This window comes from Pseudomonas sp. EA_15y_Pfl1_P101 (genome assembly GCF_963970835.1).
Taxonomy (GTDB): domain Bacteria; phylum Pseudomonadota; class Gammaproteobacteria; order Pseudomonadales; family Pseudomonadaceae; genus Aquipseudomonas; species Aquipseudomonas tritici.
Genome location: NZ_CAXAPA010000017.1, coordinates 131,753 through 150,292, shown reverse-complemented (window position 1 = coordinate 150,292; position 18,540 = coordinate 131,753). Strand labels below are relative to the sequence as shown.

The following is an 18,540-nucleotide window of genomic DNA, read 5'->3' as shown; positions in this document are numbered from 1 at the left end:
TCCTTGGCCGACACGGCGTCGACATCCCACGCCAAACCCTGGCGCGCTGGGTGATCCAGTGCTGCGAACACTTTCAGCCGCTGCTGAATCTGATGCGCGACCGGTTGCTGGAAAGTCCGGTGATCCATTGCGATGAAACCCGCGTCCAGGTGTTGAAAGAGCCGGATCGAGACCCGACCAGTCAATCCTGGATGTGGGTGCAAGCCAGTGGTCCGCCTGATCGAAAAGTCGTGCTATTTGATTACACGTCCAGCCGTGCGCAGGAGGTGCCGTTGCGCTTGTTGGGTGATTATCGCGGCTATCTGATGACGGATGATTATGGGGGCTATAACGCTTTAGCGTTGCAACCGGGCGTTGAACGTTTGGCTTGTATGGCCCATGTACGCCGCAAGTTTGTCGATGCACAGAAAGTCCAGCCCAAGGGCAAAGTGGGTCGTGCCGATGTTGCGTTGGCGATGATCAACAAGCTGTATGGCATCGAGCGCGATCTCAAGGACACCAACGATGAACAGCGGTTTATCGGTCGGCAGGAAAAAAGCTTGCCGGTACTCGCCGAGTTGAAAAGTTGGCTGGAGAAAACCCAGCAACACGTCACCCCGAAAAGCACCTTGGGTAAAGCAGTCAACTACCTGGCGAACAACTGGAGTCGGTTGGAGCGTTATGTGGAAACCGGGTTTTTACCCATAGACAATAACAAGGCCGAGCGCGCAATAAAGCCGTTTGTCATAGGGCGCAAGGCATGGCTGTTCAGCGATACGCCCAAAGGCGCCACCGCCAGTGCGCAGATCTATAGCTTGGTCGAGACCGCCAAGGTCAACGGCCAGGAGCCCTATACGTGGCTGCGCCACGTACTGGAGCGGCTACCTAAGGCTTCGTCGCTTGAAGATTATGAAGCCTTGCTGCCGTGGAACTGCTCGCCAGAAATGCCACGGTAAACTGTTGACCCAGTGTTGGGTAGGTGGGGTTTATGGATCGCTTACCATTCCACGAGCATCCGGACACCGATTCCACGGCCATCCGGACACTTTCAGGCAGGCAGCAACGCAGGGTTATTCACTACCATCGACCTGTTTTTTCGAAGCGAAGAGGTCGTTGGGAAATTGCATCTCACTTGACCACCCAATTGCATCGTCACTGACCAGTCAATTGCATCCGTAGTGACCACCCCTTTGCATTCGAACTGACCACTTTCTCGTTGAGCCACGCGGCTAATTCTTTACTGCTATTGCCTTGTGGGGATCGCAAAAGCTTTCAAAACTGTAATTCCCACCTCAGCATTCTGAAAGCCTGGGTTCTCAAATATCCTCCCTGAGCAAACCGCTCATCCCCTTCTTCCTCGGGGTAGATGCAGGAAACCCACTTGGGCTTAAAAAATGAAAGTGACTAATGTCTTGATATTGATCAGCAGCTTGACTCTTACCTCTTTCGCTTTCGCAGAAGGGGGCGGCGACCGCACCTTTGATCGGATGGAGAAAGCGCGCGCGGTTGCAATGGCTGCCCACGAAGCATCCACTGCGTCGACTGTGGACAGGGACGCGGCGCAGCAAGAAACCAAAGTCCAGAAGCCCCACTGCTGAGCAGCCAAACTTACTGAATTGTAATCACCCTGTTGGCTGCCTTATGGCATCTTTCGCTCAACCGCACGTGTGGCAGCTGACACGGTTTTGTGTCTAGGCACCGCGTCACGCCTCTGCTCCTATTCGACCGAAGAGATTCAAACCGGTATGCATTCCAAAACTTCTAGGCGCACCTTCGTTAAAGGTTTGACCGCGGCCGGATTACTCAGCGGATTAGGGCTCTGGCGCACCCCTGTTTGGGCGATTACCAGCCCAGGCCAACCCAGTGTCCTGTCGGGTACAGAGTTTGACCTTTTCATTGGCGAGAGCCAGGTGAATATCACCGGCAATCCCCGCACCGCGATGACCATAAATGGAGGAATTCCCGGGCCTCTGCTGCGCTGGCGTGAAGGCGATACCGTCACATTGCGGGTGAAGAATCGCCTGACGGACACAACCTCCATTCATTGGCACGGAATCATCCTTCCAGCAAACATGGATGGCGTTCCTGGGTTAAGTTTTCACGGGATCGAGCCTGATGGGATGTACGTCTACACGTTCAAGGTTAAACAGAACGGAACGTACTGGTACCACAGCCATTCCGGCTTTCAAGAACAGGTAGGAGTCTATGGTCCATTGGTCATCGACGCCAAAGAGCCGGAGCCCTTCAAATATGATCGCGATTATGTAGTGATGCTGACCGACTGGACGGACGAAGATCCCTCCTCGTTGATGAACAAGCTCAAAAAGCAGTCGGATTACTACAACTACAACAAGCGTACCGTTGGGGACTTCATTCACGACGTCAATGAGAAAGGTTGGTCGGCGACCGTTGATGATCGGAAGATGTGGGCTGAAATGAAGATGAATCCCACCGACATCGCCGACGTCAGCGGTGCCACCTATACCTACTTGATGAACGGTCAGGCACCGAACATGAACTGGACGGGAATATTTCGTTCAGGCGAAAAAATCCGAATGCGCTTCATAAACGGATCGGCGATGACGTATTTCGACGTCCGTATTCCTGGTTTGAACATGACTGTCGTGGCCTCCGATGGCCAGCACGTTAAACCGGTAAGCGTTGATGAATTCCGGATTGCTACCGCCGAGACCTTTGATGTCATCGTTGAACCTACTCAAGAGGCCTACACGATTTTTGCCCAGTCTATGGACAGAACCGGGTATGCAAGCGGAACGCTGGCGATGCGAGCCGGCTTGGTAGCCGCAGCTCCGCCTTTAGATCCTCGGCCTCTGGTGACCATGGCTGATATGGGGATGGCAGGGATGGATCACGGCGGAATGGCCGGTATGGGCGATATGGCTGGGATGGACCACAGCAAGATGGCTGGTATGACTCAAGGCAGTATGCAGGGCATGTCTGGAATGGACGGTGGTGAAATGAAAGGCATGGATAACATGTCGGGCTTGGATCACAGCAAGATGTCCATGGACAACATGCCGGGGATGGGAGAAATGCAATCTCACCCCACGACCGAGGACAACAATCCGCTGGTGGATATGCAGGCGATGGGAACATCGCCAAAGTTGAACGACCCAGGCATGGGCCTTCGAGATAACGGCCGCAAAGTACTGACCTACGCTGACCTCAAAAGCACTTTTGAAGATCCTGATGGACGCGAACCTAGCCGTACCATCGAGCTTCACCTCACTGGACACATGGAAAAATTTTCCTGGGCGTTCAACGGGGTCAAGTTTTCTGATGCCGAGCCTCTGCGTTTGAAGTACGGCGAAAGGGTTCGCGTCGTGCTCGTCAACGACACAATGATGACTCATCCGATACATCTGCACGGCATGTGGAGTGATCTTGAAGACGATAACGGCAATTTCATGGTGCGTAAGCACACCATCGATATGCCGCCAGGCTCTAAACGCAGTTATCGAGTGACCGCAGATGCACTGGGACGTTGGGCGTACCACTGCCATCTCCTGTATCACATGGAAATGGGGATGTTCCGTGAAGTTCGTGTGGAAGAGTGAGGAATCGACAATGAGCAATATTTTTCGCGCTGCCCACATGTACGCAACAGTGGTGGTTGCTGGCTTATCCCTTACCTCTACCACATGGGCATTGGCGGATTCCAGTGGCATGCAGAGCATGGATCAAGGCCTGATGCAGGGTATGGATCACAGCCAAATGCAGGGCATGGATTCCCCAAAGCAGGTTGTACCGACCCAAAGTCGCACGCCGATCCCCGTGCTGACAGATGCTGATAGGGCTGCTGTTTACAATGCTCCGGGTGGACATGCAGTTCATGACAGTGCCATTAACTCGTTTTTTCTCATCGACCAGTTGGAGTGGCAGGACGCGGATACGGGCAGCGTCTTTAATTGGGATGCAAAAGGTTGGATAGGCGGCGATATCGATCGGCTTTGGTTACGTACCGAAGGTGAGCGAACCAACGGCAAGACTGAAAAAGCAGAGGTGCAAGCGTTATGGGGGCACGCTATCAGCCCTTGGTGGGATCTAGTTGGCGGCGTCCGTCAGGATTTCAAGCCAAGTGCCCCGGAAACCTGGGCTGCATTCGGCATCCAGGGTTTAGCGCTCTACAACTTGGACGTTGAAGCGACAGCTTTTCTGGGCGAAGGCGGACAAACAGCTGCACGCCTTGAAGGTGACTATGACATCCTGCTAACTAACAAACTGATCCTTCAGCCCACTGCGGAACTTAACTTTTACGGCAAAGACGATGCGCAGCGTGGCATTGGTTCTGGGCTTTCGGAAAGTGAAGTGGGTTTAAGACTCCGATACGAAATTCGGCGCGAATTTGCACCCTACATAGGTGTGACGTGGAATCGCTCATACGGAAAAACCGCCGATTATGCTAGAGAGGAAGGCGAAGACCGCAGCGAAGCACGACTGGTGCTGGGTGTCCGCATGTGGTTTTGAGTCCCGTGTAAAACCTTGAAGTAAACCTACTAACCCTCAAACAAACAGCCTTGTGCTGTGAGGAGCCTTGCGTGTCTATTATTAAAAATACTGCTGTTGCCGTAGCACTTTCGACCGGACTGCTGATGAGTGCATGGGCCCAAGCTCATCCCAAACTATTGTCTTCTACACCGACTGAAGGTGAAAGCGGCGCTGCCCCGGCGAAAATCGAGCTGCACTTCTCCGAAAACCTAGTAACCCAGTTCTCCGGTGCCAAGCTGATAATGACGGACATGCCTGGCATGCCAAATTCACCGATGGGTGTAAAAGCGAATGTCGCGGGCGGGAGCGATCCTAAAACCATGATCATCACGCCGGCCTCCGGTCTAACTACCGGCAGTTACAAAGTGGAATGGCGTGCCGTGTCGTCTGACACCCACCCGATTACTGGCAATATTACTTTTAAAGTGAAGTAGGCCATGGGTGACTCAATCAATGTTGCACTGCGCTTTGCCCTCTACACGGATCTGATGTTGCTGTTTGGTTTGCTACCTTCGGGCTCTATAGCTTACGTGGTCAGGAACGCAGATCGGGAGAGGTGCTGCATTTTGAGTCACTCCTGGTTGGCACAGCTGCGTTCGGTTTATTGATCTCTCTTGTCGGTATGGTGGTGCTCGCGCAGAGCATGAGCGGCGCCGCAGAATGGACGGGGCTACTGCCTCACATCGAAATGATGCTTGCTGAAACCGACGTCGGTTTGAGCTGGGTTATCCGGATGGTCGCACTGCTGGTGGTCATTTTGGCTGCAACTCAGAACAAGCGATGGCCAACGCAAAGCCTCTGGCTCGCATCTCTCGGTGGCGCCTCCGCCCTAGCATCGCTGGCATGGACCGGGCACGGGGCGATGGATGAAGGAAGTCGCCGAATCTGGCACTTTGGCGCGGATATCTTGCACCTACTTGCAGCAGGTGGTTGGATCGGTGCATTGGCCGCGTTTGGCTTGTTATTGAGGCTGAAAAAGCTGCAAGCAGAACACCTGGTGAAAGTTCTTGCCCGTGCGCTCACCGGCTTCGAGAAAGCGGGCGCGGTGATCGTCGCCATAATCGTGATCACCGGGGTGGTGAATTATTTGTTCATCGTTGGACCCAGTTTTGACGGAATGATCGGCAGCACCTACGGCCTATTACTGTTTTTCAAGTTGGCGTTGTTTGGGGGCATGCTGGGCCTTGCAGCACTCAATCGTTTCCATTTGAGTCCTTTTCTTGAGCGTTCTTTACAAGCGGGTGAATACACCACCGCCGCGAATTCCCTAAGACGGAGCATGGTTGTCGAATTCTCATCCGCCGTTGTGATTATTTGGTTGGTAGCTTGGCTGGGCACGCTGAGCCCAGAAATGGAAATGGCATTGGAATAGCTTGTGTAGAGAGGGTTATCGATGCGTTTAGGGCGTTGGCATCCAATTCCTTTGTACGCCTAGCACCCATCCGCTAAGCGTAACCAATCCTCTGCGTAGGTGTGCATGTGAGTATTCACGACTGGAATGGCAGGATTCGCAGGACGGCGTCGTGGTTGAGTTAACCAGCTATCTGGGCCTCTTCATGGCGGCGTTCGGCGCTGCCACGCTTCTTCCATTGCAATCTGAAGCAGTGTTAATCGGCATGCTGCTTTCGGAGCGCTATTCTGATTCCGCGCAAACCATGGGCTTTGCTGAGCTTTAGTCGATTAGACGTAAGTCACTCTTGTGTCAGCATCTGGTCAATTCCGCGACCTTGCTGTTGTGCGGTTGTGACAAGAACAGCCAAGGCCGTCAGTGTGGGTATCGACGTCGAATTGACCCACACGCTGAGGCGAGACTGAACTATCTCCAAACCTACGCTAATCCGGAACATACAATGATTCAGGAGGAGTCAGACTGGGTCAGTTAAATCTCGGCAACCGGGTCAATTCGGCCTCGGCACCTCACTCTGTAAGACTTGCCCTAACCTATAGGCGCCTCAGCCGAGTCAGTCCCGCTTGAGCGCGGTAAACCGAAGGCGTAATGCGTTGCCCATCACGGAGACCGAGCTCAGGCTCATCGCTAATGCGCCGATCATGGGGGACAAGAGCCAACCGGTGAAGGGGTACAGCACGCCAGCTGCCAAGGGTATGCCCAGTAGGTTATAGAGTAAGGCGAAAGTGAGGTTCTGCTTCATGTTGGCGACTGTACTCACTGAAAGCGCCCGTGCCGTCGCTATACCAAGCAGATCGCCCTTTACCAGAGTGAGCTGCGCGCTGTTCATCGCCACGTCGGTGCCCGTGCCCATGGCAATGCCGACGTTGGCCTTGGCCAGCGCTGGCGCGTCATTGATGCCGTCACCCGCCATCGCGACGATCCGGCCTTCCTGCTGGAGACGCTCCACCAGTTGCAATTTGTCAGCCGGCTTGACCTCGCCGTGGACCTCTTCAATACCCAAGCCTTTGCCCACGGCCTGCGCGGTAGTGAGGCCATCGCCGGTCGCCATGATGATGCGCAAGCCCGATTTGCGCAGCGAATCCAGAGCGTCTGCCGTTGTGGCCTTGACCGGATCGGAAACTGCAAGCAGCCCCGCCAGTTTGCCGTCCACGGCCAGATGCATGACGCTGTCTCCGTCTGCGCGCAGTTCCTGGGCCTGGCTTGCGACTGCCGACACATCTACGCCCAACTGTTCCATCAGCGTCTGATTACCAATAGCGAGGGACTTCCCGTCCACGACACCCTTCACGCCGATGCCCGAAGCTGAGTCGAATTGCTCGGCCTTTTTGAGCTCCAGCTTACGATCACGCGCAGCCTTGACGATGGCTGCGGCCAAGGGATGCTCGCTGCCCTGATCAAGGCTGGCTGCCAGGCTCAGCACCTCGTCGTCTTCAAAGCCATTGGCACCCAGAGCTCGTTTGAAGGCAGGCTTGCCTTCGGTCAGCGTGCCGGTCTTGTCAACGATCAACGTATCGATCTTGCAGAGGTTTTCGATGGCTGCGGCATCGCGAAATAGCACGCCCTGCGAGGCGCCACGCCCTGTGGCGACCATGATCGACATGGGGGTGGCCAGTCCCAGTGCGCAGGGGCAGGCAATGATCAACACCGTCACCGCATTGATCAGACCGTACACCCAACTGGGCTGCGGGCCGAAGATGCCCCACGCCAGGAACGTCAACAACGCGACCGCTACAACGCCATAGACAAAGTACGCAGAGACGGTATCCGCCATTCGTTGCATTGGCGCCTTCGAACGCTGCGCCTGCGCCACCATCTGAACAATCTGCGAGAGCACGGTCGTCGAGCCCACGTGTTCGGCACGCATCAGCAAAGCACCGCTAGTATTGAGTGTGGCTCCAATGAGTTTGTCACCCGAGCGTTTGCTGACGGGCAACGGTTCGCCAGTCAGCATCGATTCGTCGAGCGAGCTGCTCCCTTCTAGGACCTCACCATCGACCGGTACCTTCTCACCTGGACGTACGCGCAGTCTGTCGCCCTCGTTCACCTCTGTAAGCGGTATGTCTTCTTCGGAGCCGTCAGCGTTAACGCGGCGGGCGGTCTTGGGCGCTAAGCCAAGCAACGACTTGATCGCGGCCGAGGTCTTGGACCGAGCTTTGAGCTCAAGCAACTGGCCAAACAGGGTCAGCGAAATAATCACCACGGCGGCCTCAAAATAGACCGCCACGCGCCCCATCGAGATAAACGAGGGCGGGAAGACACCAGGCGCCAAAGTTGCCACAACGCTGTAGACAAAGGCTGCCCCGGTACCTAGGCTGATCAGCGTCCACATGTTGGGACTGCGCTGCACCACTGACTGCACGCCGCGTGCGAAGAACGGCCAACCGGCCCATATCACCACCGGCAGAGACAGGACCAACTCGACCCAGCTCTGCGTAGTCATATCGAACCAGCCAAGCTGATGGCCGGACATGGAGAGCGTCGCAACGATCACAGTCAGTGGCAGCGTCCACCAAAAGCGTCGGGTAAATGAGGCGAGTTCTGGATTTTCTTCATCATCAAGATCAGGTACAACCGGCTCCAGCGCCATGCCGCAAATGGGGCAGTCACCCGGATGGTCCTCATGGATTTGCGGGTGCATCGGACAGGTGTAAACCTTTGCCGCTTGGGATGGTGGCTCTTTCGATGAGACTTTCGCTTGCGTGGGAAGCCGGATGTATTTGCCGGGCTCGGCCTTGAACCTGGCCAAACAGTGCGCACTACAAAAGTAGAAACCTTTACCGTCATGCTCAGACTTGTGCGGCGACTGATCGGAGACCGTCATGCCGCAGACGGGGTCTTTGAGTGCAGGGCTCCCTGTCGAGGGTGCCTGATGCTGCTCGTCGTGGTTTCTGCTCATTTTAGGGTCCATGCTTTAAACTCGCTCAGTTTGGCTAACGAGTTGTGTTTGTGTGGTGAACACGTAGTCGGGGTGTTCGCCTTGGCTATGAGGTTTTTCGACTGCATGTGCAGCACAAATAAGACGGCGTCGAGGGCTAGGACTACTACCCCTCCAATAAGTCGGACTGAACTACTCGACGCCTCAACGGAGGTAATGGAGCGTGTGGGCTAGCTTGGAAGTCAGTCGATGCGTGCCTCAGGTGCCGCAGCAGCAACCCCCTTTCTTCTTGATCATCGCCGGGCTGGTAGTGGGGGCGATAGGCGAGTAGCCAGCCTGCACAATCGCGTCAGCTAGCTCAGGTGCTTCGACGCTTGCCGACTCAATCTGCACAAGATGCGATGGCAGATCTACTTGTACGCTCGCCGCTGGGTCCAAGGCCAGCACAACGTCGGTAATGATCCTCACGCAGTGTCCGCAGGTCATGTCTTGTACTTCAAAGGTGGTCATCATCCGTTCCTCTAGAAATCGTATTTGATCACACGACTTTCATCCTTGCCCTACGGGCAAGGTCAAGAAGAAATTTCCTTCACTCCTTCCCTTAAAAGGGCGAAAGGGCCCGTCGACAGCGAATTGACCTATTTCCGAGCTTTTGTTGGTTTAGTCTGAGTCCTCACAGGTCCTTGTCTGTGGTGAGGCCCAGGAAGCAAATTTACAAAAGCAATGATTCTCTACTAATGGTTGCTGGAGGTCGTAAAGCGACTGTTTCATGAACCTACACCTAGCTAAGCATTGACCGTCCCCAGTACGATGAGATTTAGGGAACAACCCATCTATGCCATTACCTTAGCCGCTGCTGCATTTCGGCGAGCTGTTGCCGGTATTACATTTCAGTAAGTTAGCACCCGGATTCTCATTTTCATCGCACACTAAGCTGCCGTCCCACTGGAAACCCAGCATGAAACTCTTGGTAGCAGAAGACGAACCCAAAACTGGCATGTACCTCCAACAGGGGCTTACGGAAGCTGGTTTCAGTGTTGATCGAGTCGTCACTGGCACTGAAGCGCTGTACCAAGCAATTGGGGAGGACTACGATCTGTTGATTCTCGACGTGATGATGCCAGGCATAGATGGGTGGGAGGTCATCCGAATGGTGCGGGCAGCCGGAAAAACATTCCCAGTGCTTTTCCTTACTGCTAGGGATGGCGTCGATGATCGGGTGAAAGGTCTGGAGCTGGGGGCTGACGATTACTTGGTAAAACCGTTCGCGTTCTCGGAGTTGCTTGCCCGAGTCAGAAGCTTGCTTCGTCGCGTAAACGGTTCTACTAACCTGACGACCATCAAAATTGGCGATTTGGAAGTCGACCTTTTAAAACGCAGAGCGATGCGATCAGGTAAGCGGATTGACCTCACCGCAAAGGAGTTTTCCCTATTGGAGCTCCTGATGCGGCGGCGTGGTGAAGTTTTACCAAAGTCACTGATTGCCTCGCAGGTATGGGACATGAACTTCGACAGTGATACCAATGTCATCGAGGTCGCCATCCGCAGGCTTAGGGCAAAAATCGATGATGACTTTGACACGAAACTAATCCAAACAACTCGCGGGATGGGCTACATGCTAGACGCCCCGGATGCTGAATGAAGCGCGCCTCTCTGACGCTCCGCTTGGGCCTCATGTTCGTATGCGCGGTAGTAGCAGTTTTAGTTGCGGCTGGTTTGAGCTTCAATGAACTCAGCCGACGTCACTTCAAAGCAATTGACCACCAGACGCTTATGGAGAAACTCGAATCCACAAGGCAAATCATGGAGGGCCAGTCCGGGTCAACTGATGCTGCGGAGGTAGAGCTTCAGTTACAAGCTCTGTTAGGAGCTCATCCTGAGCTTTCGGCCATCATTTCGGCAAACGACGGAACCTTGTTATTTGCCGCTCCGAAGACGACGTCGCTTCCTCAGATAGAAGAACCTCACACGAGCCAAGACATATGGGAGTGGACCAGAGACGGACACATGTATCGCGGCATGACCGCACAGATACGTAGCGTTCACCAAGTCGATCCTGTAACCGTGTGGTTGATCCTGGACATCACCGGTCATATGCATTTTTTTGAAACGCTGCAATGGTGGTTTGTAATCGGCCTGGCCATCAGCGCGGTCATCAGCGCGGCGTTAGGTTGGGTGGTTGCCCGCAGTGGGTTGAAACCAGTGGCGCAGGTGACCCAAGTCGCAGCCGCAATGTCCGCACGGTCACTGAAAGATCGCATCCCGCTTGAGGATGTGCCACATGAGTTGGTGCAACTGGTCTCATCTTTCAATGCGATGCTTGCACGACTCGATGAATCATTCGTGCGGCTGTCCAATTTTTCCGCAGATAGTGCACATGAGCTGCGCACCCCCATCAGCAACTTACGCCCCCATACGGAGGTGATTCTAACCAAAAAGCGCGCACCGGAAATGGTCATGTCACATCACTTCAAAAAGGCGTCCGCCGAATTTCTCATCATCACTGGCAGCAACGGCGAATGCTCTTACTGGGTTGAAAAGGAAGAGGGTGCGGAACGTGTAGAAAGCTGCGGCGACTGGCATCCCAAGGAATGCCAATCACCCACGTCTCACGTTTACGTGATGACCGAGGCGGACGGTGTGAATCTGTATAGTCAGATATTGACAGGTGACGACTAGCGTCATCTTGAAGAAAACGGGTTGCTTCAGTCGTTTACCGACCAGATTTTGTCAGGCGCCGAGCCTCATGCGGTTCTATCAGGGCTGCGTGATCATGGACATCCGAGCGCTGTGTCAAGTTGAGGGAAAAATCAGATGAAGTCATGGATAGGCGCATTATTTGCACTTAGTTGGGCAGCAGGTGTATCAGCCGGATCTGATTACGGATGCACAATTGAGAGGGTGGTAGGTGCATCTGACGATGCCTATAGTCAGGCTTACGTGGGTAAGAAGTTCAACGTAGACCGACTGACGGGACTCATGGTCGGGGCCCTTAAGAACTCTTATGTAACCAATCCGCAGGTTATTGATCATGGCTCATCGAAAAACAGCTTCAAGGTGGTCACGACTATGCGAAAAGACCAAGGTGTTGGAGCTGGTTCAAACATTTATGCCCTGACGATTAACGAATATCAAAACGGCGCAAGGAAGCCTTTCATTTTTTTAAATAACGACCAAGCATATATAGGCTGGTGTGAACATCTTTGAAGTCGCGGTAAGTCACAGGAAAAAATGATGAAAGGCAACGAGTTACCAATCGAAATCTCTTGCGAGGTCGACCTTACGCTGACCTATGGTGTCGCCCCTGGTCTCGGCCGTCAGGCGAAATACTCGGCCCAGCCGATGTTGATCTGTCGAGAGTTAGGAAAAAAAACGAGCGTTCAGGTAGCTAATTTAGGTGTGGACTTGCTGAAGTCGCCTTCTATCAGTCATGCGAATTTAGTTTTACCCGACGGGACATCGCTGTCTGGAGCGGTAACGAAAATCAGACCCTGCGGCACCTACTTTGAGATGATTGAGGGTTAGGGTGTGAGTGGTGAAGGTCAACGTCCAGATACGTAGGAAATTCCGATGAAATACAAAATATTAGCTTCGTTGATGGCTGTGAGCCTGAACACCGTAGCGGCTCAGAAAAGCTTTGAGCTGCAGAGTTGTGATGTAGAAAGCCAGCGTGCAGTGGTTGGTGAAACTGGCGGTAAGATCAGTGACACCAGACAAGCCCACATATCAGTGAGAGCAAACGTTCTGAGTGCTGATATCAGCACAACGCGAAAAGCGCGCAAGCTTACCCAGGTTGAAGCTGAACGTATGCTCAACCGTGTTGAAGCGATCCGGGACCAAACCAATCAATTCGTCGAGCAGCAGGGTTTCTTGAGCGCGGCAGAGAAAGCTAGCTTTGACCGCGAATTCGATGCTATTGCGATGCGGCTGTGTAAGTAGGAAAAGAACCCAATGGCAAGGTGAAAACGGCTACCACCACCGACATAAGGTCTGCGCGATCGCGGAAGGGCTAAAACTGGCAGAAAAAACCCTATTCGTAGATACCGACACGCTGTTCCTGGATTCCCCCCACCGTATATTCGGACGGATTGATCAAGGACGGTATGTGATGGACCGCTTTGAATACGACTGGAGCTATGTCTGCGAACGTCCAGGCTATGTAAAGCGCGGTCAGCGGCTAGAAGCTTACGGCATCTCGGCCAGCAATAGTTTCAAGCTGTACAACAGTGGTCTGTGTGGTCTCAATGACAGCGATACGCCGCTGCTCGAAGAGTCGACTCGACTGATCGACGAGTTGACTCAAGGATCATTCGATATCCATACTATCGAGTAAATCGCCCTATCATTCGCGATGCGCAACAAGCCAATTCAGGAAGCGAAAAACTTATTTTATCACCTGTTTTGTGTTTAGTGACTCGGGTGTGGATTTGTCATACCAGCAGACCCAGAGCTCAAAGCTTTGGACACCGATCATGATAAATCCGAACGCTGCACTATGGTTGGTTCCCTGTGCGGGACGCTGTCGAGAATGACTGATGCACTAGAAAACTCATCCATACAAGGAAGCACATGAATGCGAGCTATTCGAGTACACACGATCACGTTTGATGTAAACGATACACCCGATGATCGTATTGTGGACTGGAAGCTGAAACTGCCAGAAACATTCGAGAAGAAGATGCGCAACGTATCGGCTATGTGTTTGTCTGCTCGGAGGTTCGGAGAGCTTTTTAAATGCAATACAAAAAATCCAACCTTCGGTGGGCTTTCTATGCTTATGTTGCCGGAAAGGGATTCCATGTCACACCGAAGCCGTTTAAACAATAGCTCTCATGTGCTATATCTCCACAAAGTAATTCATGCATAATACTGAAGGGTGTAACATACCATGCATGAAGCTCCGACTTTAATGACCTATCTAGCGGATTCCAAAGATGATCTTGAATAAAATCTTTTTCCAACTGTTCGCAGCAGGTGCGGTGGCATCTTTGATTCAGGGATGCGGCATCATTGCCTCAAAGACGGTTAGAGATAGCAGCCTTCAGGAGAAAGCCGCCGTCACGCTCAACACGACATCTGAGAAAGTCAGGGTTTTCGATAAGCACGGTGAGCTGGACTCGGTGAAGTTCAAAGCTCAAACAAGCAAAGGCATCTATAACTGTTATTACACATCGCTGGTCGTGCTGGACTCCGACACGCTGTGTTCAGGGCCCGTAGATGGTGCAAGAAAGCAGGCTTCATCCGAGGCGGAACCCCCTGCCAGTTGCAATGCATTGTTAAAAGCCACAGGGCGCTGCTGAAATGAGGCCGCAACCGCCTAACCTCTAATTGCTCTCTGGCTTGGCGGTCTTCGGACTGGTAAGCGGTTGCGTTCCATTGCCGCCCTCGCCTTATGCACCTGACAGCAGTTCGCAGACCGCTGCGGCAGGTTTTATGTCACCTATTGACGCCGCGAAAGAGCGCCGCCAACGGCATGACGAAATGTTTGCGCGATTCAAGGCATCGGGCAAGACCATACTTCTAATCCCTACTGCCAGCTTGGATAGTCTGAATCTTAATTTTGACGATAATGATGCAAAAGCAAACTTTTTAAGGCTTCGCTCGGGAGTCACTGAGTGGATTAATAAATCCCGTCCGTATTCAAAGATCATGATCGGTTATGATATCGCCAACGATACTGACTCAGATAATCCGCAAAATTATTACTTTCAGCTAGTTTTCGGACGAACGCTGTATAAAATTTATCTCGTCGACCCAGGCCATTACACTATCAGCGGTGTCAGTTACAACTTGCCGCGCACAGCCGCTTTCGAACCCCCTGGTGGACGCAACATAAAGCCTTCACCCTTGGGGGTATGCCATGCTAAAGGCATTGACGTTCGATGAGTTTGAAAGAGGCCAGAAATGGGAAGACGCCAGCTATCGCAATGAAACCGTCAAGAGGATTACTGCACCTCTGTACGCGTCGTCAACAATGAGTGCACGAGTTGGGGTAAAACATCTTATGACGTCAAGCGACAGACTTCTGCAGGCGGCTGGACCCCGAGCATTCAGCAGAGAACTGTCGAAGACCGTAGCGTAAAGGCTAACCTGAACAAGACATTCGCAAGCTTCGATGTTGCGCCAGGTGAGGTCGTTGTCATTGATGGTTTCTTCGCAGACCCTCCCGCAACCAGCTTGATGGATAAAAGCTGTAAACAGGCAGATCAGGAGCAGATGCGCTGCGAACTCAAGCAGATTTCTCTGGTTCGTATACTAGTGGCCTGAGCGGTTAATTCATTTATCTACTGGTAACGATATACTGTGCGTCCAATGTCATGGATTGGATATGCGCATGGCCCGGCCGACATCCCCTTTCGCTTTAACGCCTTCTGATCTCATCGCCCTGCAAGGTTGGTTGCGTATGAGTACGCTGGAACAGAGCCTCGCCCAGCGAGCGCGCATCCTGCTTCTACTGGCTGATGGATTGACGCCCAAGGCCGTCAGCGAGCAGTTGCAGATCACGCCGCCAACGGTATTCAAGTGGCGAAAACGTTATCGGGAGGCGGGAATCGAAGGGTTGAGCGATCTGCCGCGCAGCGGCCAGCCACTTAAACTCGGGCCCGAAAAAATCAACGAAATCCTGACACTGACTACCCGGCGTGTCCCCCAGGAAGCCACTCACTGGAGCGTTCGCTTGATGGCCAAGTATGCGCGGGTCACCACGTGGCAGGTTCGGCAGGTATGGGCCGCTTCCGACCTCAAACCCCATCGTCTGAAGACCTTCAAAATCAGCAACGATCCTCATTTCGCCGACAAGGTAGTCGACGCGGTCGGGCTCTATCTGAACCCACCGGATAACGCCCTGGTGCTGTCGGTTGACGAGAAAACCCAGATCCAGGCGTTGGATCGCACCCAACCGATGTTGCCACTACGCCCAGGTCAAGTTGAACGTCGCACGCATGATTACAAACGCCATGGTACGGCGAGTCTGTACGCGGCTTTCGACATTATGAGCGGCCAAGTCATCGGACGGATTACCCAGCGCCATCGAGCCAAGGAGTTTCTGGCTTTTCTGCAACAGATTGAACGCAACACGCCCGCCGGACTGGATCTGCATGTGATTTTAGATAACAGTTCGACCCACAAAACGGCTGCAATCAAGCAGTGGCTGGAAAAGCATCCGCGTTTCAAATTGCACTTCACACCGACCAGTGCGTCTTGGCTGAACGCCGTGGAAGGCTGGTTTGCACAACTGGAAAGGCGAGCGCTGTACCGGGGCGCCTTCACCAGCGTCGCTGACCTGAAGGCGGCTATCCGCCAATTTATCGAGGCTCACAATGAGCACTCAGCCAAGCCGTTCAAGTGGAATAAAACGGCTGAGGCCATCATTAGCTCGGTACATAAGGCGAAGCTGAGTGTGATAAAAAATAAATTAATGGATTAACCGCTCAGGCCACTAGGCAAGCTGCCCCTAACAAGAAATATAGGTTAACTAATTAGAATAATAGCTCCAGAGATAACTATTTTTTAATGTCAGGGACCTTCATCCGCATATTGTATCTTCACCAACTACCGCCCAACAGAAAAGCAACTCTAGCTGTTCACTTACTCTGAAGTTGCAAAAAACAGAAAACAGGCGCCGTGCCTAAAGAAAACCATATGCGCTATCTGAAACCATGAGCCTTTGACTCTTGACTATTTAGCACCTCGCTGACAAGCACTGCGTACTCTTCGAGCGTTTAGAAGAGTATCGTCACTCCAGCTACTTCCGCTGGGGGCTTCGGTACAGGACTTGCCCCTGCCAAACCGGACACCTACTCCCCGTTAAATTGATGCTGACACCGAGCGCCTGAACTGTTGGCGCTGACGCCGAATTGACCCAATGGCCGATGCCACACTGACCCGACACCAATCTGCAAAAGTCCAGCATTGGTAATGTTCCCCGAGTTAGTAGCCTAGGTCAGTGAAGTTTCGGTAACTGGGTCAATCCTGCTCTGGCGATAACACGCCAGCTCCAGCTCCGCGGAACCTCTGGAGAGCATGATCAGAAAAACAAAATTTATGGAAAACCTATTTCCTACTGTGATCGATGAACCGGTTTGAGAGGGTGGCCTTGTTTTCGCGCGAGGACGCCCATGAACCTACCACGCCCAACCCGGACCACAGTGGCAACGTGTCGGTCTCTGCGGGAGGCCATCACGGTGCTCTAACTCGCCAGCCAGGCGCGCTTGCTATCGCACCGGCCCTCTCGTAAGTGCCGGGATGAGCTTGGGTAAACTGAGGATTTGAGCACTACCCAAACGACTTGCACGCCCCTTCCACGCTTGTTGAAGCTGTTACTACCGTTCATCGCTTACCTTTCAGAAATTAACTGATTGCGCCGATGTAGGTCACAAGGGGCGAATGGACTCGGCCTTGCCGTGCATGCATTTCCACACATCCATCAGTGAGTGATCTTATGTTCGACACCCTATCGATACGCTTGAAAATCGTACTGCTGTCCGGGTTATGTCTATTGGGCGTAATAGCGTTGATCATCAGCATCAACCTCCACGAAGCCAATCAGAACAACAGGCTGGTCGGCGACTCAAGCTCGCGAATGCTCACCAGCAACGTGCAAAACTTGCTGGGAGCCAAAGCTGCGGAGCAAGCCTTACTGCTGCAGAAAACCATTGGCGAAAATCTTACCGTGACCATGGCCACCGCCGATCTGGTCAGAGACTTGCAAAATCTGGCAACCAAGCGCTCTCTGGGCGCCGGCGCCTTGCGTGAAGAGCTCAATCAGAGCTTGAAAAATACCTTTGAACGCAACAACAAAATGCTCGGCATATGGCTGGTGTTTGAACCCAATGGCCTGGACGGCAACGACAGCGGGTTCGTTAACGACAACGCCCGCGCGTCCAACGACAAAGGCCGCTTCGCCAGTTACTGGAATCGGGTGGATGGTAAAGCTTCTAACACCATCATACCCGATGAAGACCTGAACAATACCACGCCCAACCTCAGCGGTACGCCCTACAACATTTGGTACACCTGCCCACGTGATACCCAAAGCACCTGCTTACTAGATCCATATGAAGACTCGGTCAGCGGCACACCGGTACTTATGACCACCGTCTCGTTGCCATTGATCATGGATGGTAAAATCATCGGGGCGGTAGGTGTTGATATTGCCCTCAACACCCTGCAAGCCAGCGCGGACACCGCGCAAAAAGAGTTGTTCGAGGGTGCGGCGCATCTGGAGATAATTTCCAGCAAGGGCCTTATTGCAGCCTACAGTGGCGAGCCAGCCAAGGTTGGGAAAAACCTGATCGACATCCTCGGCGAACAAGGCAAGGAGATCGTGCAACTGCTCGCCAGTGGCAGCTACGTCAACCGCGAACAGGGCGACACCGTCAGCGCGATTTACCCAGTCAAGCCCATTGCCGATGCCAAAGCCTGGGGCGTAGTGATCAAACTGCCCAAACACGAGATGCTTTCCGACAGCATAAAACTTCAAGCCGTGCTCGATGAAGCTCAAGCCAGCGGCACCCTCAAAGCGCTACTTGTAGCCGCCGCCGCAGGGCTGCTCGGACTGCTTCTGATCTGGCTCACCGCCACGGGCGTGACCCGTCCGATCAACAGCGTAGCCGCCATGCTAAAGGACATCTCCAGCGGCGACGGCGACCTCACCCAGCGCTTGGCCTACACCAAAAAGGATGAACTGGGCGAACTCGTGAACTGGTTCAATCGCTTCCTCGACAAACTGCAACCTACCATCGCGCAGGTCAAGCAAAGCATCACC

14 protein-coding genes and 5 pseudogenes are annotated in these 18,540 nt (G+C 53.3%); 17 read left to right on the top strand and 2 right to left on the bottom strand.

From position 1 onward, the window contains the following. The 7 genes and pseudogenes from tnpC to AACY36_RS23920 form a co-directional block, all read left to right on the top strand. A partial coding sequence (gene tnpC, locus AACY36_RS23945) for an IS66 family transposase (protein ID WP_339497645.1) occupies positions 1-935 on the top strand: 935 nt, incomplete at its 5' end. A gap of 438 nt (positions 936-1,373) precedes the next feature. Next, a complete protein-coding gene (locus tag AACY36_RS28425; RefSeq protein WP_370467933.1) occupies positions 1,374-1,577 on the top strand; it encodes a co-regulatory protein PtrA N-terminal domain-containing protein in 204 nt (67 codons plus the stop codon). Positions 1,578-1,724: 147 nt separating this feature from the next. Continuing rightward, positions 1,725-3,557, top strand: coding sequence for a copper resistance system multicopper oxidase (locus AACY36_RS23940; protein WP_339421285.1), 1,833 nt, complete (start codon positions 1,725-1,727; stop codon positions 3,555-3,557). Between the two features lie 10 nt (positions 3,558-3,567). Further along, the gene (locus tag AACY36_RS23935; RefSeq protein WP_445261728.1) at positions 3,568-4,467 is read left to right on the top strand and encodes a copper resistance protein B; all 900 of its coding nucleotides are present in this window, start codon (positions 3,568-3,570) and stop codon (positions 4,465-4,467) included. A gap of 71 nt (positions 4,468-4,538) precedes the next feature. Further along, complete coding sequence (copC, locus tag AACY36_RS23930) at positions 4,539-4,922, top strand: copper homeostasis periplasmic binding protein CopC (RefSeq protein ID WP_339421287.1); 384 nt, start codon at positions 4,539-4,541, stop codon at positions 4,920-4,922. Positions 4,923-4,925: 3 nt separating this feature from the next. Further along, a pseudogene (gene copD, locus AACY36_RS23925) lies at positions 4,926-5,860 on the top strand (copper homeostasis membrane protein CopD). Between the two features lie 151 nt (positions 5,861-6,011). Further along, a pseudogene (locus AACY36_RS23920) lies at positions 6,012-6,128 on the top strand (DedA family protein); the annotation flags it as partial. Positions 6,129-6,449: 321 nt separating this feature from the next. On the opposite strand, the gene AACY36_RS23915 reads toward AACY36_RS23920, so the two are convergent. Beyond that, positions 6,450-8,795 carry a heavy metal translocating P-type ATPase gene (locus AACY36_RS23915; protein WP_339421289.1) on the bottom strand — a complete coding sequence of 782 codons (2,346 nt, stop codon included), beginning with the start codon at positions 8,793-8,795 and terminating at the stop codon, positions 6,450-6,452. A gap of 237 nt (positions 8,796-9,032) precedes the next feature. Beyond that, on the bottom strand, positions 9,033-9,284 hold the full coding sequence (locus AACY36_RS23910) for a heavy-metal-associated domain-containing protein (RefSeq protein ID WP_339421291.1): 252 nt from the start codon (positions 9,282-9,284) through the stop codon (positions 9,033-9,035). 448 nt (positions 9,285-9,732) lie between these two features. Here AACY36_RS23910 and AACY36_RS23905 point away from each other — a divergent pair, with 448 nt between their 5' ends. From AACY36_RS23905 to AACY36_RS28420, 10 genes and pseudogenes are all read left to right on the top strand, one after another. Next, complete coding sequence (locus AACY36_RS23905) at positions 9,733-10,416, top strand: heavy metal response regulator transcription factor (RefSeq protein WP_339421293.1); 684 nt, start codon at positions 9,733-9,735, stop codon at positions 10,414-10,416. Beyond that, positions 10,413-11,216, top strand: a pseudogene (locus tag AACY36_RS23900) (HAMP domain-containing protein); the annotation flags it as partial. The gene AACY36_RS23905 and the pseudogene AACY36_RS23900, both read left to right, overlap by 4 nt. Before the next feature lie 372 nt (positions 11,217-11,588). Further along, positions 11,589-11,981: a hypothetical protein gene (locus AACY36_RS23895; protein ID WP_339421295.1), complete on the top strand. Its 393-nt coding sequence runs from the start codon at positions 11,589-11,591 to the stop codon at positions 11,979-11,981. A 27-nt stretch (positions 11,982-12,008) separates the two neighbouring features. Further along, complete coding sequence (locus AACY36_RS23890) at positions 12,009-12,299, top strand: hypothetical protein (RefSeq protein ID WP_339421297.1); 291 nt, start codon at positions 12,009-12,011, stop codon at positions 12,297-12,299. A gap of 45 nt (positions 12,300-12,344) precedes the next feature. Next, complete coding sequence (locus AACY36_RS23885) at positions 12,345-12,713, top strand: hypothetical protein (protein ID WP_027606810.1); 369 nt, start codon at positions 12,345-12,347, stop codon at positions 12,711-12,713. Positions 12,714-12,720: 7 nt separating this feature from the next. Beyond that, positions 12,721-13,176, top strand: a pseudogene (locus AACY36_RS23880) (hypothetical protein); the annotation flags it as partial. 532 nt (positions 13,177-13,708) lie between these two features. After that, positions 13,709-14,074, top strand: coding sequence for a hypothetical protein (locus tag AACY36_RS23875; protein WP_339421300.1), 366 nt, complete (start codon positions 13,709-13,711; stop codon positions 14,072-14,074). A gap of 133 nt (positions 14,075-14,207) precedes the next feature. Then, positions 14,208-14,660: a hypothetical protein gene (locus AACY36_RS23870; protein WP_339497643.1), complete on the top strand. Its 453-nt coding sequence runs from the start codon at positions 14,208-14,210 to the stop codon at positions 14,658-14,660. 448 nt (positions 14,661-15,108) lie between these two features. Beyond that, positions 15,109-16,200, top strand: a complete 1,092-nt coding sequence (locus tag AACY36_RS23865) for an IS630 family transposase (protein WP_339497649.1) — start codon at positions 15,109-15,111, stop codon at positions 16,198-16,200. A gap of 1,014 nt (positions 16,201-17,214) precedes the next feature. Beyond that, positions 17,215-18,495: pseudogene (locus tag AACY36_RS28420) on the top strand (PDC sensor domain-containing protein); the annotation flags it as partial. Positions 18,496-18,540: the final 45 nt, after the last annotated feature.